This is a genomic window from Ruminococcus turbiniformis (assembly GCF_020687545.1).
GTDB lineage: Bacteria > Bacillota > Clostridia > Lachnospirales > Lachnospiraceae > Mediterraneibacter > Mediterraneibacter turbiniformis.
The window spans coordinates 16,010-39,729 of record NZ_JAJEQX010000005.1 but is presented as its reverse complement, the minus strand read 5'-3'; the positions used below and the strand labels follow the sequence as shown (position 1 = coordinate 39,729).

General features: G+C 47.1%; 20 protein-coding genes and 1 riboswitch. Of the genes, 6 read left to right on the top strand and 14 right to left on the bottom strand.

The genetic code is table 11. The annotated features are described in order from the left end of the window. Positions 1-6 precede the first annotated feature (6 nt). Positions 7-1,371 (bottom strand): MATE family efflux transporter, encoded by a 1,365-nt coding sequence (locus LKD70_RS04085; protein WP_407690902.1) that lies wholly within the window; start codon positions 1,369-1,371, stop codon positions 7-9. A gap of 186 nt (positions 1,372-1,557) precedes the next feature. Between LKD70_RS04085 and LKD70_RS04080 the strand changes: the two genes are divergently transcribed. Continuing rightward, positions 1,558-1,938, top strand: coding sequence for a GNAT family N-acetyltransferase (locus LKD70_RS04080; protein WP_407690901.1), 381 nt, complete (start codon positions 1,558-1,560; stop codon positions 1,936-1,938). A 141-nt stretch (positions 1,939-2,079) separates the two neighbouring features. Here the strand turns inward: LKD70_RS04080 and LKD70_RS04075 are convergent, their stop codons facing one another. The 3 genes from LKD70_RS04075 to LKD70_RS04065 all read right to left on the bottom strand — a co-directional run bounded on the left by LKD70_RS04075 (position 2,080) and on the right by LKD70_RS04065 (position 6,017). Then, positions 2,080-3,636 carry an ABC-F family ATP-binding cassette domain-containing protein gene (locus LKD70_RS04075; protein ID WP_227706767.1) on the bottom strand — a complete coding sequence of 519 codons (1,557 nt, stop codon included), beginning with the start codon at positions 3,634-3,636 and terminating at the stop codon, positions 2,080-2,082. Between the two features lie 29 nt (positions 3,637-3,665). Further along, positions 3,666-4,967 carry an O-acetylhomoserine aminocarboxypropyltransferase/cysteine synthase family protein gene (locus tag LKD70_RS04070; protein ID WP_227706766.1) on the bottom strand — a complete coding sequence of 434 codons (1,302 nt, stop codon included), beginning with the start codon at positions 4,965-4,967 and terminating at the stop codon, positions 3,666-3,668. Positions 4,968-5,099: 132 nt separating this feature from the next. Further along, complete coding sequence (locus tag LKD70_RS04065; RefSeq protein ID WP_227706765.1) at positions 5,100-6,017, bottom strand: LysR family transcriptional regulator; 918 nt, start codon at positions 6,015-6,017, stop codon at positions 5,100-5,102. Between the two features lie 377 nt (positions 6,018-6,394). On the opposite strand from LKD70_RS04065, the gene LKD70_RS04060 reads away from it, so the two are divergent. After that, entirely contained in the window at positions 6,395-7,381 is a 987-nt protein-coding gene (locus LKD70_RS04060) for a reverse transcriptase family protein (protein ID WP_227706764.1), read from the top strand. 41 nt (positions 7,382-7,422) lie between these two features. Then, positions 7,423-7,594, top strand: a riboswitch (Lysine riboswitch). 83 nt (positions 7,595-7,677) lie between these two features. After that, a complete protein-coding gene (gene dapA / locus LKD70_RS04055) occupies positions 7,678-8,562 on the top strand; it encodes a 4-hydroxy-tetrahydrodipicolinate synthase (protein WP_227706763.1) in 885 nt (294 codons plus the stop codon). 49 nt (positions 8,563-8,611) lie between these two features. Here dapA and LKD70_RS04050 read toward each other — a convergent pair whose 3' ends face one another. Both LKD70_RS04050 and LKD70_RS04045 read right to left on the bottom strand, forming a co-directional pair. Next, entirely contained in the window at positions 8,612-8,902 is a 291-nt protein-coding gene (locus tag LKD70_RS04050; RefSeq protein ID WP_227706762.1) for a hypothetical protein, read from the bottom strand. 79 nt (positions 8,903-8,981) lie between these two features. After that, complete coding sequence (locus LKD70_RS04045; protein WP_227706761.1) at positions 8,982-9,851, bottom strand: DegV family protein; 870 nt, start codon at positions 9,849-9,851, stop codon at positions 8,982-8,984. A gap of 302 nt (positions 9,852-10,153) precedes the next feature. On the opposite strand from LKD70_RS04045, the gene LKD70_RS04040 reads away from it, so the two are divergent. Both LKD70_RS04040 and LKD70_RS04035 read left to right on the top strand, forming a co-directional pair. Beyond that, positions 10,154-11,032 carry an NAD(P)-binding domain-containing protein gene (locus LKD70_RS04040; protein WP_227706760.1) on the top strand — a complete coding sequence of 293 codons (879 nt, stop codon included), beginning with the start codon at positions 10,154-10,156 and terminating at the stop codon, positions 11,030-11,032. Positions 11,033-11,082: 50 nt separating this feature from the next. Beyond that, positions 11,083-12,507, top strand: a complete 1,425-nt coding sequence (locus LKD70_RS04035) for a four-carbon acid sugar kinase family protein (protein ID WP_227706759.1) — start codon at positions 11,083-11,085, stop codon at positions 12,505-12,507. 53 nt (positions 12,508-12,560) lie between these two features. Here the strand turns inward: LKD70_RS04035 and LKD70_RS04030 are convergent, their stop codons facing one another. From LKD70_RS04030 to LKD70_RS04015, 4 genes are all read right to left on the bottom strand, one after another. Further along, positions 12,561-13,952: an APC family permease gene (locus tag LKD70_RS04030; RefSeq protein WP_227706758.1), complete on the bottom strand. Its 1,392-nt coding sequence runs from the start codon at positions 13,950-13,952 to the stop codon at positions 12,561-12,563. Between the two features lie 24 nt (positions 13,953-13,976). After that, complete coding sequence (locus LKD70_RS04025) at positions 13,977-15,374, bottom strand: C69 family dipeptidase (protein WP_227706757.1); 1,398 nt, start codon at positions 15,372-15,374, stop codon at positions 13,977-13,979. Positions 15,375-15,496: 122 nt separating this feature from the next. Then, entirely contained in the window at positions 15,497-16,927 is a 1,431-nt protein-coding gene (locus LKD70_RS04020) for a sodium:solute symporter family protein (protein WP_227706756.1), read from the bottom strand. Between the two features lie 14 nt (positions 16,928-16,941). Then, positions 16,942-18,549 (bottom strand): amidohydrolase, encoded by a 1,608-nt coding sequence (locus LKD70_RS04015; RefSeq protein ID WP_227706755.1) that lies wholly within the window; start codon positions 18,547-18,549, stop codon positions 16,942-16,944. A gap of 304 nt (positions 18,550-18,853) precedes the next feature. Between LKD70_RS04015 and LKD70_RS04010 the strand changes: the two genes are divergently transcribed. Continuing rightward, the gene (locus LKD70_RS04010) at positions 18,854-19,531 is read left to right on the top strand and encodes a GntR family transcriptional regulator (RefSeq protein WP_227706754.1); all 678 of its coding nucleotides are present in this window, start codon (positions 18,854-18,856) and stop codon (positions 19,529-19,531) included. A gap of 93 nt (positions 19,532-19,624) precedes the next feature. Here the strand turns inward: LKD70_RS04010 and LKD70_RS04005 are convergent, their stop codons facing one another. The 4 genes from LKD70_RS04005 to LKD70_RS03990 are packed head-to-tail and all read right to left on the bottom strand — an operon-like array spanning position 19,625 to position 23,693. Further along, positions 19,625-20,554 (bottom strand): AEC family transporter, encoded by a 930-nt coding sequence (locus LKD70_RS04005; protein ID WP_227706753.1) that lies wholly within the window; start codon positions 20,552-20,554, stop codon positions 19,625-19,627. Positions 20,555-20,561: 7 nt separating this feature from the next. Continuing rightward, entirely contained in the window at positions 20,562-20,927 is a 366-nt protein-coding gene (locus LKD70_RS04000; RefSeq protein WP_227706752.1) for a DUF1667 domain-containing protein, read from the bottom strand. Further along, positions 20,917-22,155 carry an NAD(P)/FAD-dependent oxidoreductase gene (locus LKD70_RS03995; protein WP_227706751.1) on the bottom strand — a complete coding sequence of 413 codons (1,239 nt, stop codon included), beginning with the start codon at positions 22,153-22,155 and terminating at the stop codon, positions 20,917-20,919. Before LKD70_RS03995 ends, LKD70_RS04000 begins: the two co-directional genes overlap by 11 nt. A 2-nt stretch (positions 22,156-22,157) precedes the next feature. Continuing rightward, positions 22,158-23,693 (bottom strand): NAD(P)/FAD-dependent oxidoreductase, encoded by a 1,536-nt coding sequence (locus LKD70_RS03990; RefSeq protein ID WP_227706750.1) that lies wholly within the window; start codon positions 23,691-23,693, stop codon positions 22,158-22,160. Between the last annotated feature and the right edge of the window lie 27 nt (positions 23,694-23,720).

Below are 23,720 nucleotides of genomic sequence, written 5' to 3'. Positions count from 1 at the left end.
CAATTCTCACGCTGCCTTCACCTTCAGATTCTGCTGGCACTTCTTTCTCACAAAATAAAAGCACACTGCCTGCATAATAATTGTAATGATCCACGATCCCGGATAGGAGATAAAGAGGAAATACAGTGACCTGTGATGCGGAAATATTCCGTAGATCCACACGATTCTTGTCCCTACTGTGCCGATCACCGACAGGATCATCGGAACCGCGGAATGTCCCATTCCGCGGAGCGCTCCGGGCAGAAGATCCATAATGCCGCACAGGAAATACGGCACCGTCGTGATCGACAGAATCTCAAGACCGCACTGAATCACGCTGGCATCCGACGTATAGATCGTCAGAAGCCGGGAACCGAACACATAGGCGCCGACTCCGAGCACAACCGCCGCTCCGGAAGAAAGAAGGATACAGTCCAGAAGCACCCTGTCCATGCGCTTCGCCTTCCCCACGCTGTAGTTCTGGCTTGTAAAGCTCATACACGCCTGGGTGACAGCGTTGACTGACACGTAGAGGAATCCCATGATGTTGTTCGCCGCCGTATAACCCGCCATCGCCGTCGAGCCGAACGAGTTCACGGATGACTGGAGCAGCGCATTGGAAAAGTTGATTACCGTGCTCTGGATTCCCGCCGGGATACCAACCTGGAAAATCCGCTTCAGATACACCCATTTAATCGAAAGTCTGGAAAATCTGAGCTGGTAGCTTCCCTCTGTCCTGTGAAGGCACCAGATTACAAGAACCGAGGAGACCATCTGGGATGCCACTGTTCCGATTGCAACGCCCGCAACTCCGAGGGGAATCACGATGACAAGCAGAAGATCAAGGCCCACATTGGCCAGTCCCGCTGCCGCAAGGAACAGAAGCGGTCTCTTTGTATCTCCCACTGCTCTTAAGACTGCCGCTCCGTAATTATAGAGCATGAAAAACGGCATTCCGCAGAAATAAATCCTCATATATACCGTTGACAGGCCGATCACATCTGACGGCGTATCCATAAGTTCCAGCGCAGTCCGCGACATTCCCACTCCGACAAACGCCATAATGATGCCGCTTATAATTGCCAGCGTAATCGCCGTATGTACCGATTCCGACATTTCCTTTTCCTGCCCCGCCGCGTAATACCGCGCAGCCAGAACGTTGGCCCCAAGGGAAATGCCGATAAAAAGATTAGTGAAAATATTGATCAGTGCCGTCGTCGATCCGACCGCCGCCAGCGCTTCACTTCCGCTGAACCTTCCCACAACAATGATGTCAACCGCATTGAACATAAGCTGAAGGATGCTCGAGAGCATCAGGGGAAGGGAAAAAGAGATCAGCTTGTCCATAATTGACCCATTGCACATATCTATTTCATATTTACTGCTTTTCAATTTCTTTCGCCTCCGCAGAAATTCTTTTATGCGCACCGACGATATATTAGCTCTTTCCTGTCATTTCGTCAAGAGTGCGGATCTCCTGGTTTTCAAAAAGAACAAACCGCAAAAAACGCCTCAGACATTGACACCGCACTTTCCGTCCAATACAATGGACAAAAACGGAAACCGGAGGTCAGATCGATGAACGAAAACAGGAACGCAGAAGAACACATGAACAGACACATTAATAAGCTTAATATGATTGATAAGATTAATATAAGAAACGAGCGGGAGTCCGACTATGAAACCGTGGAAACGATCACCCGGAAGGCATTTTACAACGTCTATATCCCGGGCTGCATGGAGCACTATCTCGTTCACATCATGCGAAACCATGAAGATTTTGTGCCGGAACTGGACTTTGTTCTGGAGCTGGACGGCGAAGTGATCGGGAATATCATGTATACAAAATCAAAACTGGTAAGTGAAAACGGGACAGAGAAAGAAATTCTCACATTCGGCCCCGTCTCCATTCTGCCGGAATACCAGAGAGCCGGGTACGGAAAAATGGATCTACTCTGAAAGCCCGGCCATGGCGGTCAGCGAAGAGAACGCCCGGAAATTTGACGACACGCTTGAAAAGATGGAAAAGAAACACCTCCCGAGTCAGGAGGCGTTCTATATCATGAGCAATTCTTTTGTTGAATAAGTTTTGCTGAATCGTCAGACCACTTTGGTCGTCCACTTTGAGCAGTCCCATACCGCCTGCACCACATCCTGATAAAACTCCGGCTCATGGCAGATCAGAAGCACGGTGCCGCGGTATTCGATGAGCGCTTTTTTCAGCGACTCCTTTGCGTCGGCGTCCAGGTGGTTTGTCGGCTCGTCGAGCATCAGCACGTTTGTCTCTCTGTTCAGAATTTTGCAGAGGCGCACCTTCGCCTGCTCTCCTCCGCTTAAAACGCGCACCTGGCTCTCGATATGCTTTGTCGTCAGGCCGCATTTTGCCAGGGCGGAGCGCACTTCATACTGGGTAAAAGACGGGAATTCCTTCCAGATTTCTTCGATGCATGTCGTCTGGTTCTTCCCGTCGCCCTCCTGCTCGAAATAGCCGACCGCAATATTCTCCCCGAGCCTGCAGCTTCCTTTCAGCGGCTTTACAAGTCCCATGATGCTGCGGATCAGCGTCGTCTTCCCGATGCCGTTCGCCCCGGTGAGCGCGATCTTCTGGCCCCTCTCAAGGGTGAGATTAAGCGGCTTTGAGAGGGGTTCGTCATATCCGATCACAAAGTCTTCTGTCTCGAAAATATATTTTCCGGGAGTACGCCCCATCTTAAAGTGGAGCTCCGGCTTCGGCCGCTCTGCGGCAAGCTCGATGACGTCCATCTTGTCCAGCTTCTTCTGGCGGGACATGGCCATGTTCCTTGTGGACACTCTCGCCTTGTTGCGGGCGACAAATTCCTTAAGCTGGCTGATCTCCTGCTGCTGCCTTTTGTACGCGGCTTCCAGCTGCGCCTTCTTCACCTGATAGACTCTCTGGAAGTCGTCATAGTTTCCGACGTATCTGTCGAGATTTTTGTTTTCCATATGATAGACAATGTTTACGACTTCATTCAGAAACGGAATGTCGTGGGAGATCAGGATAAACGCGCTTTCATATTCGGTCAGATACCGCTTCAGCCAGCTGATGTGCGCCTCATCCAGGTAGTTCGTGGGCTCATCCAGAAGAAGGATGTCCGGTTTTTCCAGCAGAAGCTTCGCCAGAAGGATTCTCGTCCTCTGTCCCCCACTCAGATCGGTGACGTCTCTGTCCAGTCCCAGATCCGAAAGTCCCAGCGCCGCAGCGACCTCCTCCACTTTGGCGTCGATCACATAAAAGTCATGGAGCGTCAGCGTATCCTGGATGGTCCCAAGCTCTTCCATCATCTGTTCCATCTCTTCCGGATCAGCGCTTCCGAGCCCGTCACAGATCTCATTCATCCGCTCTTCCAGCTCAAAGAGACCGGAAAACGCTGATTTCAGCACATCCCGGACTGTCATTCCTTTTTCAAGTACGGTGTGCTGATCCAGATATCCGACGCGGACATTTTTCGCCCACTCAATCTTCCCCTCGTCCGGCTGCATCTTTCCCGTAACAATGTTAAAGAACGTCGATTTCCCCTCTCCGTTGGCGCCCACCAGGCCGATATGCTCCCCGCGCAGAAGGCGGAAAGACACATCCTCAAAAATCGCCCGGTCGCCGAATCCGTGGGACAAGTGTTCCACATTTAAAATACTCATTCTTTTTTACTCCTTTTTTCATACCACACTCAGACTTCCTGAAACGCCGAATCCAGCGCGGCGATCAGATCCTCCGCCTTCTCGATCCCCACGGAAAGACGGATCGTATTCGGTCTGATTCCCTGCTCTTTCAGCTCCTCTTCCGTGCACTGGCTGTGCGTCGTAGTAGCCGGGTGGATCACGAGTGATTTCACGTCCGCCACATTTGCAAGCAGGGAAAAGATCGGCAGGTTATCGATGAACTTCCTCGCCTGTTCCGCGCCGCCCCGGATCTCAAATGTAAAGATCGAGCCGCCCCCTTCCGGGAAATACTTCCGGTACAGCTCATGCGTCGGCTCACTTTCCAAAGACGGATGGTGCACTGCCTCCACCTTCGGATGGGCTGCCAGATATTTTACGATTTTCAGCGCATTCTCGACATGCCGCTCCACCCGCAGGGAAAGTGTCTCCAGCCCCTGAAGGAGGAGAAATGCATGGAAGGGTGAAAGGGTGGCTCCCGTATCTCTTAAAAGCACGGCCCGGATATAGGAGGCAAATGCCGTTTCCTTTGCCGCATCCGCAAAGGAAACTCCGTGATAACTCGGATTCGGCTCTGAGATCCAGGGGTATTTTCCCGATGCCTTCCAGTCAAATGTCCCGCCGTCCACAATCACTCCGCCGAGCGCAGTTCCGTGCCCGCCGATGAATTTCGTCGCCGAATGTACGACAATGTCCGCGCCGTGCTCAATGGGACGGACCAGATACGGCGTTGCAAAGGTGGAATCCACCACGAGCGGTATCCCGTGCCTGTGCGCAATTTCTGAAAGTGCTTCCAGATCTGCCACATTGGAGTTCGGATTTCCAAGTGTCTCTGTGAAAACCGCCTTTGTATTTTCCTGAATGGCCGCCTCAAACGCCCCTTCTTCCTCCGGATCCACGAACGTGGCCGTGATCCCGCTCGTCAGCGGAAGCGTGTGGGCCAGCAGATTATACGTTCCCCCGTAGATTCTTTTGGAGGCGACAATGTGCTCTCCCGCCTTCGCCAGCGCCTGGAAGACATAGGTGATGGCCGCAGCCCCCGATGCGGTCGCCAGTGCAGCCGTGCCGCCCTCCAGCGCGGCGATCCGCTTTTCAAACACTTCCTCCGTGGGATTGGTAAGTCTTCCATATATATTTCCCGAGTCTCTGAGTGCGAAAAGATCCTCTGCATGGCGGCAGTCATCGAACACAAACGATGCGGACGCATATATGGGCACAGCTCTTGCCCCGGTCGCCGGGTCCGCCTTTTCCTGTCCGATGTGAATCTGTTTTGTCTCAAAGCTCCAGTTCTGTGTATTTCTGATGTCTGACATGATGTTTTCCTCCGTTTTGTCTCTGCAGCGCGGATTGTTTTGATCCGCTTTTACTTCTGTGTCCCGTCTATCCTATCATGTCTTTCTTCCGTCAGCCAATACACAAAAAAGATATCCGGTTATAGGATGAATCTATAACTCAAGGCACCGTTCCAGCTCCCGCACATACAGCTCGCCCATCTCGCTTAAAAATGTATTCTCCCTCACAACATATCCGATCTCCATGACGCTGTTTCGGTTCTCCTCATCATCCTGAAACGGTACCGCCGCAAATTCATTTCCATTGAGCTCCTCGCAGATAATTCCGGAGCACAGCGTATATCCGTTCAGCCCCTTCATCAGATTGAGCATGGTCGCCCTGTCGTTTGTACGGATGACCTGCGGATATTCTTTGTCTGATAAAATTTCCTCCGCCAGATAAAATGAGCTGTCATCTCCCTGTTCAAACATCAGGCACGGATAGTCCGCCAGCTGTTCAAAGCAGACATAAGGCTCTCCCGCAAGGGGATGCCCTTTCCACAGATACACATAGGCCCGGCAGTCAGCCAGATGATGAAACACAAGTCCTGACAGGCGTATCATCCTCTCCAGCCCTTTTCTGTTAAAGTCGCACAGATACAGGACTCCGATCTCACTTCTCAGCGTTCCGACATCACGAATCACCTCCGCTGTCCTCGTCTCCCGGAGGGCAAACTCATATTTGGACATGTCAAACTTCTTCGCCATCTCCACAAACGCCTTCACCGCAAAAGAATAGTGCTGGGTCGACACGCCGAATTTTTTCTTTCTCGATCCGTCTTTTCCGTACCGCTCCAGAATACTCTCGTACTGGCCGAAGAGCTGTCTTGCATAGGGCAGAAAATCCGCCCCCTCTCCCGTCAGCGTCACCCCTCTGCTGCTTCGCTGAAACAGCGTGATTCCAAGCTCCTTTTCCAGCTCCTGAACCGCGCCTGTCAGAGACGGCTGGGATATGTACAGCTGCTCCGCCGCTTTGTTGATGGAGCCGGTACGGGCAATCGTGATAATATATTTAAGCTGCGTCAGTGTCATTTCTCTTCTCCTTCTCCGAACGGATGTATTCCACATGATACCATGTTTTCCCCTTTTTGACCAGCCGGTTAAAATATTCCATTTTCCTTCCTCTTCTTTTATGCTATATTTGATACAGACCGGGGACAGCGAAGCGCGGATACTGAGCGACGCCAGTACAGAACGCGCAGGGGAAGCGAGTCGCTTTCCCTTCTGACATTTACCCGGGTGATCATGGCTCTGCCATCCCTGCACCCGCTTCTGTGTACTGCTGCACACTTTCATGTGCCTGGCCGTGCCTGCGGCACTGGTACACATACGCGGGTTCCGGTATCACCATATCGTGTCCCCGGTTCCATTTTTGAATCCTTCATCAGCGAACAGGAGGACGATTTGTCATGAGCGGTGACCTCTGGAAATACAGCACAAAAGAACACTGGGTCAGGTTTCTGTTAAGCCTCGGCCTGACAGAGCCTCTGCAGCTTTCAGAGAGCGGAGCGCTCCCGCTTCTCTATGAGCTTTCCAACCATCCGGAAGCCCACTACACACTGCACCGCATCCCGAAGCGAAGCGGCGGCGTCCGTCTCCTCCACGAGCCGGACACACTGCTTAAGACAGTTCAGCGGCAAATCCTGAAAAACGTCCTGAAACCGCAGTCTGTCTCAGACTGTGCCCGCGCGTACAGAGACGGCGTCTCTCTTAAGGACAACGCCTCTGCACATACGGGGAAAGCGCTCATCTTAAAGCTGGATATCCACGACTTCTTCGGAAGCATTTCCTATCTGAACGTCTTTCAGCACGCGTTTCCCGGAACACTGTTTCCGCCCGCCGTGCGCACTATGCTCACTGCTCTGTGCTGCTGTGACGACGCGCTTCCCCAGGGAGCTCCCACGTCACCGTATATCTCGAACCTGGTGATGAAGCCTTTTGACAATTATACGGATATCTGGTGCAGACAGCGCGGGATTTCCTACACGAGATACTGCGACGACCTGACATTTTCCGGCGATTTTGATCCCCGTGAAGTGCAGTGCAAAACAGAAATGTTTCTGCTCCGGCTCGGCTTTGAGCTGAACCGGAAAAAGACAAAAGTCATCCGCAGCTCTTCCCGTCAGGAAGTGACCGGGCTTACCGTAAATGAAAAAGTCAGCGTACCGAAAGAATACCGGCGAAAACTCCGGCAGGAATGGCATTATATAGAAAAGTTCGGACTGGAAGAACATCTGAAAAGGACTGCCGGGCCGGATACTGCATCGCCGGAGCTGACTAAAAAGTATCTTCTGAGCCTTTCCGGACGGATCGGGCATGTGCTTCAGGCAGATCCTGAGAGCGCATATTTCAGGGAAATGGCATCGAATGTAAAGACATTGCTCCAAAACGGTTGACATCCCCCGCATGCCGGTGTTATGATTGCTTTAAATACAGAAACGGAGATAGAGGTCGCATTTTTCATGAGTAGGATGACGGATGTTTCAGGAACAGATGAACTTGTCCAAAAGGGGAAAATGCCGAAAGGATGAGGTTCCTGAGGCCTCATACTTGGGCATGACGTGAAGAACGGCATGACTGTCATCGCAGGATGGAGAGCTATCTGATATACGAAGGAGTATATTTCGAGACGGCGCATCTTGCCGTTTCTTTTATTTTACAACCACATTTCATAAAAGAGGAGGAAAAAACAATGGCAATTTTCAAAGGCGCAGGCGTAGCGATCATCACTCCCATGAAGGAGAATCTTGAGATCAATTACGATAAGCTTGATGAGATACTGGAAGAGCAGATTGCCGGCGGCACAGATGCTATTATCATCTGCGGCACGACCGGAGAATCCGCCACAATGACCGAGGAGGAACACAGCGAGGCGATCCGCTTCACTGTGGAAAGAGTAAAACACAGAATCCCGGTTATCGCAGGAACAGGCTCCAACTCCACACGGACAGCCATCGACCTGTCGAAAGAGGCGGAAAAGGACGGCGCTGACGGACTGCTGCTCGTCACACCGTACTACAACAAGGCAACGCAGAACGGCCTGATCGCACACTACACTCAGATCTGTAATGAAGTCAGCATCCCGGCAATCCTGTACAACGTACCGAGCCGTACCGGATGCGCGATCCAGCCGCAGACACTCGCAACACTGGTTAAAACAGTAGACAACATCGTCGGTGTAAAGGAAGCGTCCGGAAACATCGGCAGCATCGCAGAGATCATGCACCTGTGCGACGGAAACATTGACCTGTATTCCGGAAACGACGACCAGGTCGTACCGCTTCTCTCACTGGGCGGAATCGGCGTGATCTCCGTACTTTCCAACGTGGCTCCGAAATACGTGCACGATATGGTATACAAATATTTCGAGGGCGACACCGCAGGCAGCGCAAAGATGCAGCTCGACGCAATTCCGCTTTGCAGCGCTCTGTTCTGCGAGGTAAACCCGATCCCGGTAAAGGCAGCCATGAACATGATGGGCAAAAATGTCGGATCGCTCCGCGCTCCGCTGACTGAGATCGAAGACGGACACAGAGAAGTTCTGAGAAAGGCAATGGCAGACTTCGGACTGCTGTAAATTGTGAAAAAAGTGTGAAAGGTGATCACCTTTCACACTTTTTTCACATTTATTTCCCTTCCGGACACGCAAGACTGTTCGCCGCATTGATTGCGCTCTCCTTGTCTGCATACCCCAATCCGTACCTGTCACTGAATGTCTTAATTGCTCCCGAAAAATCAATTCCTGCCGGAACCGTTCCATAATGCAGATGATAAATCTTGCAATTCTGACATTCCTGCTTATTAGGCGAATATTCCCTGCCCAGCGAACACACTCCCGTTCCGTCTCCGCTGGCAGCAATGTTTTCACTCATTCTGAGTGACATTATTTTCATCTCCGGTCTCATAAATTTTTTCATACACTCTTCTCCCTTAAATCCTTCACAGAATTCTTACATCTGCTCAGTGCTTTTCAAAGCTTCCGTCTGCTTCTTTATTCTACCGCCGTTTTCCATAGAATACAAGTCCTACAACCCCCGGCCCGGCGTGAGTTCCGATACTAGGACTTACATCGTTGATAATCACATTTGTAAATCCCAGATTTCTCACCATGTCCGCCACGCTTTCTGCCTCTTTCAGACAGTCCCCATGGATAACAGCCACCAGACGCTCCTTGCCATACAATTCAAGGTCAAGCGATGACTCCATGCGTGTCACAAGCGTCTTCAGTGACTTTTTGCGTCCCCTGACTGTTCCGTCTGATTTCAGCTCTCCGGACGCTGTCACCGTCAGAATCGGTTTGATATTTACAAGGCTTCCGACTACTGCCGTCGTCTTTGAAACACGCCCTCCTCGCTGAAGATGATAGAGGTCGTTTACTGTGAAGGACACATTGACGTGATCTCTTTCCTCCATTAATATATTGTACACTTCCTCCATGCTTTTGCCCTCTTTCCAGAGCTCCACTGCACGGTACACGGAAACGCCCTCGCCCAAAGATGCATTGAGCGAGTCAAACACTGTGATCTTCCTCTCCGGATACTTCTCCATCAGTTCATTCGCCGTCATAACCACATTGCTGCAGCTTCCGCTTAACGCGCTGGAAAACGCGATGTGAAGGATGTCCTTCCCTTCTTTTAAAATGTTTTCGAAGCGCTCTCTTATAACCTCCGGGTTATTTGCCATCGACTTCGGAAGCTCGCCGTTTCTCATCGTCTCGTAAAATTCATGCGGTTCCATATTGAGTTCGTCCCCGTACACTGTATCGCCAAAGGCGTAATACTGGGGAATAATCGTGAGATTGTTCTCCTTTATAAACCCGGGAAGCACATCTGAATTGGAATCTGTCGTAATCATATAGTCAGCCATAATAATCCTCCTGAAATATTTCCATACTTTCTGCAATTATAAAGCGGGCGCTCCTTTCTCCGGTATCGTTTTATGAATAGGAAACATCAGGAGTACCCGTTTTTCATTCCATCCGGCGGCGATCCGCCAAACATAACTATTGTAGCATCAGTAGGGTATATTTTACAAGTATAAAGGTGTTTCATATGCAGATTTAGTATCTTTACAAATCAATTTCAAAAGCAAAATTTTTATTGATCGGTATACCGGTATACTGTATAATATTAATAGAATATTTCTAAATTTAAAAGGAGGTAGCAAAATTGAAAAACATAGGATTTATCGGACTTGGTATCATGGGAAAGCCAATGGCATTTAATCTTCTTAAAGCAGGTTATACGCTTTATGTGAATGATCTGGATAAGGAAGCTGTAAAAAAAGTGTCTGCCATGGGCGGCATACCCGCAACGTATCAGGAAATCAGCGAACAGTGCAATGTAATTATTACCATGCTCCCAAATGGCTCTGTCGTAAAAAAAGTTTTGTTTGATGCCTCTGGTATCGCCAAGTATTCTTCCCCCGGCACAATCATATGTGATATGTCCAGTGTTACTGTTTCGGAAAGCAAAGAATGCTTTGAACGGCTTAAAAAAATGAATATCCGTTTTATGGATGCACCGGTATCCGGCGGGGAAGAAGGAGCCGTAAACGGTACTCTCGCAATTATGTGCGGGGGAGATCAGAAAACATTCGACGATCTAAAATTCTGCTTTAACATACTTGGCAATTCTGCCGTATTAGTAGGTCCAAACGGAAGTGGAAGTACAGCCAAACTTGTAAATCAGATTATTGTAAATCTGAATATCGCAGCAGTTTCTGAAGCATTTGTACTTGGAGCAAAATCAGGTGCTGATCCCGAAAAAATCTATCAGGCAATCCGCGGAGGTCTTGCCGGCAGCGCTGTACTTGACGCAAAAGTTTCCAGAATGTGCAGCCGCAATTTTGCTCCGGGCGGGAAAATAAGTATTAACCATAAGGATATTAAAAACGCTTTAGAAACTGCCCATTTTCTTGACGTACCGGTACCATTTACCGCACAGTTGTTTGAAATTCAGCAGGCGCTGAAAGTTTCCGGCCATTCAGAAGAGGATCACAGTGCTTATGTGAAATATTTCGAGCAACTCGCAAATATCACTGTATAATTTATTTTATTGACGGTGCCGGCATATGCCGGTGCTGAAGGAGGTGCAAAATGAACACTTTAACTGTCGACATTCTGAATCATTTTCCACATATAGACGAAAGTCAGATCGACTCTGAACTGCATGAAGCTATCAGAAATGATCCTCACAAAATCGTCGTGCTTGATGACGATCCCACTGGTGTCCAAACCGTACATGACATTTCTGTATATACGAACTGGTCAGTCGAAAGCATACGTCAGGGTTTTCTGGAAAAAAGCAAAGTATTTTACATACTCACAAATTCTCGCAGTATGACCCGAGAAGAAACGATCAAAATTCATCGTGAAATAGCGGCCGGACTTTCACAGGTTTCTGTTGAAACCGGCATCCCATATCTTATTATTTCCCGCAGTGATTCTACACTCAGAGGGCATTATCCCATTGAAACTATGGTTCTGCGGGAAGAAACAGAAAAAAACTTCATTACTGTAGATGGAGAAATATTATGTCCATTTTTCAAAGAAGGGGGTAGATTTACAATCGGGAATGTTCATTATGTAAAAAATCAAAATTTCCTGATCCCTGCTGCAAAAACAGAGTTTGCCCAGGATAAGACTTTTGGCTACAGCCATTCGTCTATTCCCGAATATATTGAAGAAAAGACAAATGGACGCTTTAAAGCTGACTCTGTGACCTGCATTTCTCTTGAATCTCTAAGGGCTGTTGATCTCCCGAGGATTGAAGCGCAGCTGATGAATGTAAGACACTTCAACAAAGTTTGTGTTAACGCCATTGATTACTGCGACCTGAAAGTGTTTACCATTGCTCTTTACCGGGCAATCGCAAAAGGGAAGAAATTTCTCTTTCGGACAGCAGCCGGGCTTGTAAAGGTCATGGGAGGGATTTCGGATATTCCACTCCTGTCAAAACAAGATCTGCTCGGAAATTCCGCGCATGGTAGCGGCATTGTCATTGTAGGAAGCCATACGGGTAAAACAACTGAACAGCTGAACAGGCTTCTGCAGTTGGATTACACCGTACCAATTGAATTTAATTCTGATAAAGTACTGGAAGGCGATATAGAATTTTATACGGAAGTCAACCGTTGTATAGACATGGAAGAAAAGATTCTTCTGTCCGGAAAAACGGCGGTATGCTATACATGCAGAAAGCTTTTATCGTTGGAAAGCGATACAAGCGAAAGCGCACTCTTAAGAAGCGTAAAAATCAGTGACGGCGTTCAAAATCTGATAGCAAGACTTAAAGTCCGCCCCGCCTATATAATCGCGAAAGGTGGGATCACATCAAGCGACATCGGGACAAAAGCACTTGCTGTAAAAAAGGCCCGTGTAATGGGACAGATCCAACCAGGAATTCCGGTATGGCAAACCGGACCAGAAAGCCGTTTTCCATATTTGCCTTACATTATTTTTCCCGGAAATACCGGCGAAGAAGACACGCTAAAAGACATTGTGAAAGAGCTGTACAACTAAAGATCTTCTGCTACACAAAAAGGGTGCACCGTATCTGATGCACCCTTTCTAATTTATCTTATTCGATTTGATATTTTATAAAATATAATCCCCAGAGCCATCCATACGGCAAAAGCTGTCAGTCCACCGATTCCCATATACCCGGGCATTCCCGGAATAATGCAGTTAAGAAGCATCAGCACACAGAATACAAATGCAAATTTGGGAATAACAGTCCCTCCCGGAATTTTGTATGGTCTCTCCAAATCAGGTTCGGTTTTTCTCAGGCGAATAAGCGCCAGGCATGCAATTCCCCATCCGATCACAAATCCGGAAGATGAAAGTACACTAAGTATATCAAGGACTCCCGCCCCAAGAAACGGACCTATAAACATAGTTACAGCAACAAACAGATTTGCTATGTACGGGGTTTTATATTTCGGATGTTCTTTTGCAAAAATCTGAGGCAGCACCCCTGCCTTCGCCATACCGTAGAGGACACGGGAGCCTGCCATGTAAAATCCATTCCATGTACCAAACAGCCCTGCGAGAGTCGCAACAATGCAAATATACCATAAAACTGTTCCTAAAATGCCCGGATAAATCTCTGCAAACAAATTCGAAAGAACCGGCCTGTTCATATTAATTGTATCCAGCCATGGATATGCCGCTCCTGCTGAGAGAAAAATTGCCACGTAAAATACTCCCGCTGAAATCAGTGCGATCACAATCACTTTTCCCAATTTCTTTTTATTCACGTCAGACGCTGATTCAACGCTCTGCGGAATCGTATCAAACCCGGAAAAATATGATGGCGCCAATCCGAACATTGTAAAAATCCCGGCCCATATTGTAGTATGGCTTTTTCCTTCTACCTGGGAATAAACGGGCAGAAGATTTGAAAGATCCGCATGTGCAAGCGCAAAAATCACACAGATCACACTGCCTGCAAGAAGGCTGAACGTCATTGTGCTTTGAAATGCCGCGCCTTTTTCTATTCCCCGCCAGTTTATGACAATCACGACAAGCGACAATGCAATCCCCACTATAATCGTACTCCCGTAAATATTTTCTCCAACAAGCGAATGCATCGGACTCCCACCCTTGATTGACGGAAATATATAACCTATTATGTCGTTAATAGCAATAGATTCCCACAGAACAATACTTATGTAGGCCATTGCCATAAACCAGCCGGCAATGAAAGTTACAGGTTTACTAAAAACCCTTCTGGCGTAGGCAACCACACCTCCGGAAACCGGTATGGCAGGTGCAAGCTCTGCGAAACAAAGTGCAACCGGTATGAATACCGCCGCCGCAAATGCAAAACCAAGCGTTGCCGGTATTGGGCCGCCTCCATTTTTCATCAGATTGTTGAGAGTCGCTGACCACCCAACTCCCACCATTGCCCCGAATCCCAGGGAAAATAAATCAAAAAATGAAAGTCCTTGTTTTTTTCTTTTCATATAATACCGCCCCCTGCGAGCCATTCAGTCAGGATATTTCACTTTTTTTCTATATGAAGACAGATAAGAGGCCCGGTATATCTCTCCAGAATATTGTTTCATATCCTCCTCTATTTTTTTTGTAAGCTTATTTACCAGATCTGTCACTTCATCCAGACATTTATCTGTAAGACCGTTTAACAGCCCGCACGCCTCATCATTCCTTCCTGCCCGAAGCAGATCCTCCGCCTCTTTCTCGGCTTCTGCCGCCATCTCTCTGAATCTGCGTTCAACCGAAGGACGTACTTCATCAAGCATCAAATGATAACGTTCATAATTTGATTCAATATCAGACACCATACGATTAATCTTCCACCAAAGAGAATCTTCTTCATAATAGTTTTTCCCTCTGCCCACAATCTCCGGTATATATCCAGTATTATAAAATGGGATGATAAAGCTGCAGCATGGCGGACAAAGCGATCCCCAGTAAGTAAACAGCAGTTCTTTGTATGGTGTTCTGTGATATTCAACCACCATACTCGCAGCTGTCTGCGTAAAGGTAGGCGCACTGCCATGCATGCAGACACAAGGGACACATCCCCCGACAGCGCTCCAGTTATTTTCAATAAACGTTCCTTCATAATGTCCCCTTAAAATATCCAATACATTTTCCGCATCTAAGCTTCCTTTCTTTTCCCTAAGCATTTTACCGGCCCACCGGGTTCTATAAAATCCGCCCATAAAGTGATAGTTCAAAAGCATGAAGCTCTTTGCGAAATCAAATGTCTGGTCTGGATTTTGGAGTCCTTTTGACTGTGCGAACATTTCAATATCCTTAGACAGTCCGTCATAATCTCTTCCTATCGTATATATATTGGATACAGCTGCAACGTCATCTATTTTCTTATATACCCAGTGCTCTCTCACTGTTTCAAGAAGGTATATCTCTTCCGGATCCGCAATTACAAATGTATTATGATAAGAAGATTCCGAACGTGACGTGCCATATTTACAGGAGCCTCCCTGCCCATATGTCTCCAACAGATCCGTGATCACTTTCAGGGCTTCGAAAGCTGTTCTTGAACGCTGCAGGCCAAGGCGCACCAGGTCCATTCCCAAAAGCGCATCCTCATCTTTCACCTGCACATTTGCCCATTCCGCTTCATTTCCAATTGATACTCCCCATTCATTTATTCCCATTTCAAATCCCCATATCCACCATGGCTTTGAGCCGATAACAGCATAAGTATGAGGAACCTGTTTAATTTTTATATATGTGCACTGCTCTTTTTCATCTTCTCTATGATCTCCAGCCGGAATAAATACCAGCTGCTGAGATTCTGTGACCTCTCTGTCGCTGTTCTTTGCAAGTATATTATTTCCTGACAAAGTATATTCTCCCGGTATTGCCAGTGTATCGCAAGATGGACTATAATTCATACGACTTACCTCCTGTTTTTGCTTTCTTAATAACTGTATTTCTGAGACATCTGTATTAAAATCACTGGCGAACAGAATAAATTCTGTCCGCCAGATAGCAGCCTGTTTGATACAGTGTACTTTTATCCTTCCGGATGTGCCTTTTCCCATTCTTCATCAAAATAGAGGTCATAGCACTTCGGATCCGGTGCCGGTGTTAAAGCTGAAACTACTATCATTGCAACGGCACTTGCCGGAAGAGACACAAACAGAGGCGGCCAGCTGACAGTCAAGCTCAAAATCAGGTAAGAGATACCGCCTACCAACATTGCCGCAAGACATCCTGCCGATGTAGCACGTTTTGAGAAATAGCAGGCGAAAAACGGAACCAGAAGTCCTCCAACTCCTAATGCATATCCCATTGTAATCAAACTGATAATATCCTGGTTTACCATTGTAATCAAAAGAACGCCCAGACCAATCACTGCCATTGAAATTCTGCTTACTCTTAATACTTCTTTATCCGTTGCATCCTTTTTAATAAATTCTCTGTAAATATTTGTAAAACATGTTGCACTGCAAAGAAGGCACGTGTCAGATGTAGACATTGTCGCCGCAATACATGCAGCAAACAGAACTCCTACCAGTCCCTGCGGGAGCAGGCTCAGAATCATAGTCGGAAGCGCATCATTGCTTGATGCGAGATCTGGATAAAGTACAACAGCACACATGCCGATAATAACAACTGCCATAGCAGGGAAAATGTAAAGGAATCCCGCCTGTACACTTGACTTCCACGCCGCTTTTTCATCTCTGCAAGATGCAAGGTAACCATAAAACGCCTGCATCGTAACCGTATTCAAAACTGTTGGTACGACAATAACACCGATAATCGTAAACCATCCCATAGCCCCGATATCCATAAAAGAGGCTGGAAGAGATGAAATCAGTGCGTCAACTCCACCCACTTCGGATACAGACTTTGGTAAAAGAATAAAAATCATACCTAAAAACAGTACAAAAAGCTGCATGTAATCTGTATAAACAACGGCTTTCAATCCTCCCGTACATGTATAGAGAATTACAACTACCGTCGTAATAACCATCGCAAGATTCAAATCCCATCCAAGAAGCGCATGGCAGATCGTACCTGTAGCAACAACCTGAGAAGCAACAAATCCCATATACGCAAACAAATTCAGTAGATTTGCAATCAGATTTGCCGGACGTCCAAACCGATATCCAAGATATTCGCCGATAGATATGAATTTTCCTCTCTGCATTGCTTTCCATATTCTTTTACAGAAGGGAGCTGCCAGCAGGCTGGTTACCAGATTTGAAAGCCCATACCACATACCGCTCAATCCGAACGTATAACCATATCCGGTTCCACCAACTGACGTCGAACCTCCCGCCAGATTCGCAGCCTTTCCGACCGCTGCTGTAAAACTCTTGAAACTTCTTCCTGCTACAACCGCATCTTCATTTGTTTTTACACCTCGTCCGGCAAAATATCCTATCAAAACCAGAACAACAAGATAAACAACGACAATAACTGTATCAAGAACTGACATATTATCCCTCCTATTTAATCGTTTACACTTTCATAAACAATTACTCCACCCTTTATGGTTTTTTCCACTTTAATTTTATGAATTTCCTTTTTCGGAATAGTAAATATATCCTTGCTAAGCACAATGAAATCCGCCAATTTTCCCGGGGTAATCGTTCCTCTCACCTTTTCCTGATCTGTACAGAAAGCTGCATTTTTTGTAAACATGGATACAGCCTGGAAAACGCTGATACATTCTTTTGGAACAAGTGCTTTTCCACTCTCTTCTCCCGGTACCGTCCGTGTAACGGCACACTCAATTCCTAGCAGAGGATTTATGTCCTCCACCGGTGCATCAGACCCTCCTGTCACAACCATTCCAGCATCCATGTACGATTTAAGCGGCATAAAATGCTGCATTCTCTCTTTTCCAATACGTTCCTCGCAAAGATCAACCCAGTTTCTGAGAAAAATCGGCTGTACATCTAATATTACCGGAAGTTTTTTCATTCTCTCAATATGTCCCGCTGCCGGAAGCATGGCATGGATAATACGAAAATGTTTTTTAACACCGCAAACTTTCACCGCATTTTCCGCCGCTGTAATCACCATTTCCATAGCCCTGTCTCCAATTGCATGAACAGATACTTCCATACCATACTGATAAGCTTCCAGAACTTCTTTATTCATCTCCTTTTGATCATGAACAAGAACCCCGTACGTCTCAGGTTCGTCGCTGTATCCTTCAAATAAAGCTGCCGATCTCGAATTCAGCGAACCGTCTGAAAAAAGCTTTTTTGCTCCAATCATAATATTTTCATTTCCGATTCCAGTTACAGCTCCTATTGATTTTGCCAGCGGCGCTGACGAATTTAAAATGATTCTAACAGGCAGGCGTCCTTCATCTTCCAGTTCTTTATACTGATATAGATACTCTAGAGGATCGCCCGAATAAGACGTATATGTGGATGCACATACAATCCCGTTTTTTACGCATTCTTTCAGTTCTCCATAGAGTGCTTCCTTTTTTATATCATATGTTGGAAGGATCGGTCCCATAGCCGGCAAAATGCAGTCATTATAAATTCCTTCTCTTACAATACCTGTTGGTTCTCCATCATCGTCAAAATCTACCAGGCCGTCGATATGCCATTTAAAACCTTTTCCTATGCCGGCTTTTTCAAGCGCCTTGCTGTTCAGCATAAAAATATGTCCGCAATAACTCTGAACCAGAATAGGAACATCCTTCGCTATCTTATCCAGATCATGTCTGTCAGGAAATCGCTGTTCCTTTATATGCTCAATATGCAGTCCTGTTCCCTGTACCCATCGGCCATGTGGAATGTTTTCAGCCTTTTCTTTCATTAGCTTCAAGACTTCACCGATTGAACATGCTCCTTTTAAATCGGCTCTCTGCCTTGCTTCGCAGTCCATTACCAGATGTATATGAGTATCAGTAAAAGCCGGAAGTACAGGAGCGCCCTGCAGATCGATAATTTCTCCCTTTGCCAGCTCCACAGCTTCTTCTGTTGTTCCGACAAAGATAAATTTTCCATCCTTTACAGCTACAGCTTCGGCATATTTACCCTCGCTTTCCATTGTGTAAAACTTTCCATTAATAAACACTTTATCCGCAAAATACATTTACCTCCTCCTCTCTTCAAATATTTTAAAAATAATCGATTCGCACATCACTTCGGATCCACTGTGATGATTATATTATTGCAGAATACCGGTATACCGGTCAAGAGATAAATTTTCTAAATTTTATATTATTTTTTTATGCATAATATATAATTACATGATAATTCAGCATAAAATACATATCTGATAACTCTTTTATTATTTTTTCAGAAATTAAGATTGATAAAACTCATTTGGAATGCTAGGATTATTGTATACAAAGGTAATAATATCCAATTTCACCAATAAAGGAGTACACAATAACATGTATACACACCGGCCATTGCAGGAAAAGGCATATCACCATTTAAAAAAACTTATCACGGAATGTAAACTTGAACCTAATGTTATTTATTCGGAAACAAAAATGTGCAGTGAACTCGGAATTTCAAGAACCCCTTTTAAAGATGCACTCGTACGCTTAAGTCAGGACAAATACATAGATATTATCCCAAGTAAGGGATTTTGTCTGCACCAGATGTCTTATAACGACGTACACAGTACATATCAGGTCCGTGTTGCGATCGAAACATTTTGCGCTATAAATCTTTCTGGCAATATCAATAATTCAGAAAGCCAAAAATGTATCAAAAAAATGTATGGAATACTCGCATCTATGAAAGAAGCGCTGAAAGAGACCGAAGATATAGCTGTATTTTCTGAGTTTGATTTTGAATTTCACAGATCATTGGTTAATTCTGCAAAAAATGATGAATTCGATGACCTCTTTGCTTCTTATCAGTATCGGATTTCATCATTAACCACAAAGAATCTGATCATTCCGGGCAGCCTCTCTGAGGCTTGCAATGAACATGAACAGATCCTTAAGGCAATATCCACAGGGGGAAATGTGGGCCAACTTTATGGACTGATAGAAACTCATCTGGAACAGCAGAGGAATATTGTTCTTTCTTATCTCTCATCAGTCTCATCCGACTTATAGCCGCATACATGTTTCTGTTTTATATCATGAAATTTTTATCTTGAAAAAATCCCTTTTTACAGAATGTATATTTCCTGCAAAAAGGGATTTTCTTTAAAAAAGAACCCGGCAAAGAAGCGGAATCGTAACCGCTGACAAAAGCGTTGTGACAAAAATCGCCGATGAGGCAAGCTGCTGGTCGTTTCCATACCTGGCACAGAACATTGTTGTGCTGGCGGCCGTCGGCATAGCCGCGATAACAGTCACCACTCCGTTTATCATAAGCGGAACGCCGAGCGCCTGAAGGATATAGAAGCACAGCACAGGGAACAGAATCATCCGCAGCGCAATCGCCAGGTGCACTCTCCACGCACTGAGCACTTTCTTCGCCGGTATTCTTGCAAGAGAACACCCGACACAGAGAAGGCTTAACGGACTCGTCACCGGGTCGATGAACCCGAGCGTTTCCGTTATGACCGCCGGGAGCTGAAGGTTCAGGAGATACATGATATAAGCGAACACAGAACTTATCATTACAGGAGTCAGTATCATTTTTATATTAAATCTGTTCTTATTCTCCCTGCTCTCCTCCCCGGAGATCAGCACAATTCCGTAAGTATAGGACAGAATCATGGAAACCATATTATAAACAGCCGCATAAAATACGGAATCCGGGCCGAATACCGCTTTGAGCACCGGAAATCCGATAAAGGCAGAATTTGAGAAGATCATCATATAGCGGCATAAATTTCTCTGTGTCAGGGGCACTTTTAAAACAACGACCATAGCCTTCGAGAACACAATCATCGCAAGCGCAACAGCGATCCCCAGAAATGTCAGGGATACAACCTGAAGATTGTCAAGAAGACGGTCACTGTTTACAACAGAATATAGAATCGAGCAGGGCAGCGTGACAGAGATCACCAGATCCGAGAGAGCATCGTTTGTCTTTTCATCCATCACATGGAATCTCGTCGCCGCTGCCCCGACTGCAATTACTATCAGAAGAAGCAGCATCTTCTGAAAGATCTCGAAAAAGTCCACGCGCTACTCATACCCTTTCCATGTTCTTCGTGACAATCACGTCACTGCCGAGCCCGCATACATCCTGTATCACAACATCTCCCGCGCTCACCGGCGCTTTCAGATGAACTTTATTAATTTCCTCCATCACCCGGAAGATCTCTTTCTTCGGTACGGGTTTTGTAAGCCGGACACTGCACAGAGGGAGAAATGAACCCTCGATCAGCACTGACGAGGAGATCGTCCTTCTCGGGTCAGTCAGCTCCTGGACGACGTATTCCTCTCCTTTTTTACACTTGTTTCCCGAAATGGCCTGTATTTTCCCGTCCTCCACAGACGCCTCGATCTCGCAGCTGTTCGGACAGATGATACACACAAACTTTCTACTGTTCATTTACCAACACCTCGATTTTCTCTCCGGAATTTATCTTGTCTGACGGAACCTTAAACTGGATCATTTCTGCCGGAATCGCTTTGGGGACGACCTTTGACACAACAGTATTCTCTCCCTGCCTGAGCGTAATCCTGCATCTTCCCATAGGTCTTCTCACGCGCATGGACACCTGGAAATCGCGTTTTCCGCTGACTCTCTGGGGGATGACATGGCCGATATTTCTGTCCGGGACAACCTCAATCTCACAGTCTTTCTGAGCCTCTCCGTTTAAGTATCTCACGACTCCGTCAGCCAGGGCCTCCGCCTCCAGAGATACAAAGTCGACAAGGTCATGAACATGGAGCACATTCCCCGCGGCAAAAATTCCTTCCGTGCTCGTCTGATAATTTTCATCCACAAACGCGCCCTTTGTTCTTCCATCCAATTCCACACCTGCGGCAATGGATAGCTCGTTTTCCGGTATAAGCCCGACAGAGAGCACAAGCGTATCACACGAAAATTCTTTTTCTGTCCCGGGTACAGGCTTCATATTCTCATCTACCTGTACTACTGTAACGCCCTCTATGCGCTCCTCGCCTTTGATATCGACTACAGAGTGGCTCAAATAGAGCGGGATATTGTAGTCATTTAAGCACTGTTCGATATTTCTCGGAAGCCCGCTCGGATAGGGAAGCACCTCAAAAACGCCTTTCACGTGGGCGCCCTCAAGCGTGAACCTTCGCGCCATGATAAGCCCGATGTCTCCGGACCCCATAATAAGGATCTCACGCCCTACCATTGTATTGAACAGATTCATATAGCTCTGTGCCACCCCGGCATTATAAATTCCCGACGGGCGTGTTCCCGGTATGGCAAGTGCTCCCCGTGTTCTCTCCCGGCATCCCATCGTAAGGATCACCGCTTTTGCCTGAATCTGTACAAGTCCTTCTCTTGAGTCATAAGTCACAACTCGGTCGCTGCTTAAGTCGATCACCGTAGCGTTGCAGATCATTTCCACATGATACTGCGCGGCCTGGTCGATAAACCGCTGGGCATACTCCGGGCCGCTTAAGGTCTCTCCGAACCGTGTCAGCCCGAACCCGTCATGGATGCACTGCCTTAAAATCCCGCCCGGCTGCTTCTCCCTCTCGATAATCAGGATATCCTCTATCCCCTTTTTCTTAAGCTCCACAGCCGCGGCAAGTCCTGCCGGGCCTCCTCCGATAATTACTACGTCCCTCTTTTCCAACTTTACTTCACCTCCCCCGTAAACATCCAGGCGCCGTTCTTGTTCAGAAGCACCTCTTCTCTTTTCTTTCCAAGTTCCTCCTGAATGGACGCCGTAAGACGTGTCTCACAGTATCCGCCCTGGCAGCGCCCCATCGTCGCTCTTGTCCGGTACTTGATTCCACTCACTGTAGAGACGCCGAGCGGATTATGGATCGCCTGTTTTATCTCCGCCTTTGTGACGCACTCGCATCTGCAGTAGATTTCCCCGTAATCAGGATCTTCCTTAATGAGCTGCCTCTGCGTCTCGATATCCTGCTCCGCGAAACGGACAATGCCCTTTCTTGTCGGATCAAACGAACCATTTTCAGCCAGTTCTTCCTTCTGCCGTATCTTCCGGACCACTCTTCTCGCAAGCGGCAGGGCGCTTGTAAGACCCGGGGATGTAATACAGGTTAAGCTCACCGCGTTCGGGACCTGATCGTCCGCGTCGATCTGGAAGTCGATCTCTTCGCCTGTCTCTGGATCCTCGATCGTCGGGAATACGCCCACATAGTTGCGGATAAAAAATTCCCTCTTCACATAACCGAATACCTTAGAGCCGTTCTCTGTCAGGTGATCGATCATCTTCTGCGTCACCGAATAATCCACGTTGTTTCCGATCTTTTCAATGGACGGCCCTACAAGCACATTGCCGTCCACCGTCGGCGTCACATGGATATCGAACGCGCCGTATTCATTCGGCGTAGGATAAATCGGAAGGGAAAGAAACGCCCCCGCCTTCTTGTCCAGAATCTCATACTCTCCTTTGACGCGGTTCGGATAATACGGGCCGAACCCGAGCATTTCCGCGATTTTATAAGAATAGAGCCCTGCGCAGTTTATCACCCATCTGGCATAATATGTGCCGCTTTTTGTCTCAACCCGCCATCTGCCCTCTTCCTCTTTTTCACCTTTTTCCCTTGTAATCCCGATTACCTCAGAGTCAAAATGATATTCCACTCCGTTTTTCACCGCGTTTTCCGCAAGGGCTATCGTGTATGTAAACGGACATAAGATGCCGGCAGACGGAACGTAAATCGCGAAATCCCCGTCCGCATTCGGCTCAAGCCGTTTGATTTCATCGTGATCAATGATCCGGATACCCGGCACATTGTTTTCGAGTCCCCGCTGATACAGTTTCTCAAGTCTTTTTCTCTCCTCGTCTCCGAAGCCCACAATCAGTTTTCCGCAGCGTTTAAAAGGTACGTCAAGCTCTTCTGCCACCTGCTCAAACTCAGCGTTTCCCTCCATGCTGCACTCGGTCCTGAGCATATTTTTCTCATACAGAATTCCCGAATGGAGAAGTCCGGTATTTCTTCCGCTCACTCCGTTGCACACGTCGAGTTCTTTCTCCAGAACACATATTTTCAGCTGATACCGGGACAATTCCCGGGCTGTCGCGCTGCCGATGACACCTCCACCGATCACGGCCACATCATACAGCGACGCAGAATTATTTCTGTCTTCATGTTCCGTACCGAAGTCCTGCCCGGCACCATTTACTGTCTTTACACTCATAGCTTCTCTCCTTTGCCTTCTGCTGCG

Excerpts from the sequence above, each read along its gene's own strand:
- LKD70_RS04080 (WP_407690901.1), top strand. The coding sequence starts at position 1,558 with ATGAACGAAAACAGGAACGCAGAAGAACACATGAACAGACACATTAAT.
- LKD70_RS04075 (WP_227706767.1), bottom strand. The coding sequence starts at position 3,636 with ATGAGTATTTTAAATGTGGAACACTTGTCCCACGGATTCGGCGACCGG.
- LKD70_RS04070 (WP_227706766.1), bottom strand. The coding sequence starts at position 4,967 with ATGTCAGACATCAGAAATACACAGAACTGGAGCTTTGAGACAAAACAG.
- LKD70_RS04065 (WP_227706765.1), bottom strand. The coding sequence starts at position 6,017 with ATGACACTGACGCAGCTTAAATATATTATCACGATTGCCCGTACCGGC.
- LKD70_RS04060 (WP_227706764.1), top strand. The coding sequence starts at position 6,395 with ATGAGCGGTGACCTCTGGAAATACAGCACAAAAGAACACTGGGTCAGG.
- dapA (WP_227706763.1), top strand. The coding sequence starts at position 7,678 with ATGGCAATTTTCAAAGGCGCAGGCGTAGCGATCATCACTCCCATGAAG.
- LKD70_RS04050 (WP_227706762.1), bottom strand. The coding sequence starts at position 8,902 with ATGAAAAAATTTATGAGACCGGAGATGAAAATAATGTCACTCAGAATG.
- LKD70_RS04045 (WP_227706761.1), bottom strand. The coding sequence starts at position 9,851 with ATGGCTGACTATATGATTACGACAGATTCCAATTCAGATGTGCTTCCC.
- LKD70_RS04035 (WP_227706759.1), top strand. The coding sequence starts at position 11,083 with ATGAACACTTTAACTGTCGACATTCTGAATCATTTTCCACATATAGAC.
- LKD70_RS04030 (WP_227706758.1), bottom strand. The coding sequence starts at position 13,952 with ATGAAAAGAAAAAAACAAGGACTTTCATTTTTTGATTTATTTTCCCTG.
- LKD70_RS04025 (WP_227706757.1), bottom strand. The coding sequence starts at position 15,374 with ATGAATTATAGTCCATCTTGCGATACACTGGCAATACCGGGAGAATAT.
- LKD70_RS04020 (WP_227706756.1), bottom strand. The coding sequence starts at position 16,927 with ATGTCAGTTCTTGATACAGTTATTGTCGTTGTTTATCTTGTTGTTCTG.
- LKD70_RS04015 (WP_227706755.1), bottom strand. The coding sequence starts at position 18,549 with ATGTATTTTGCGGATAAAGTGTTTATTAATGGAAAGTTTTACACAATG.
- LKD70_RS04010 (WP_227706754.1), top strand. The coding sequence starts at position 18,854 with ATGTATACACACCGGCCATTGCAGGAAAAGGCATATCACCATTTAAAA.
- LKD70_RS04000 (WP_227706752.1), bottom strand. The coding sequence starts at position 20,927 with ATGAACAGTAGAAAGTTTGTGTGTATCATCTGTCCGAACAGCTGCGAG.
- LKD70_RS03990 (WP_227706750.1), bottom strand. The coding sequence starts at position 23,693 with ATGAGTGTAAAGACAGTAAATGGTGCCGGGCAGGACTTCGGTACGGAA.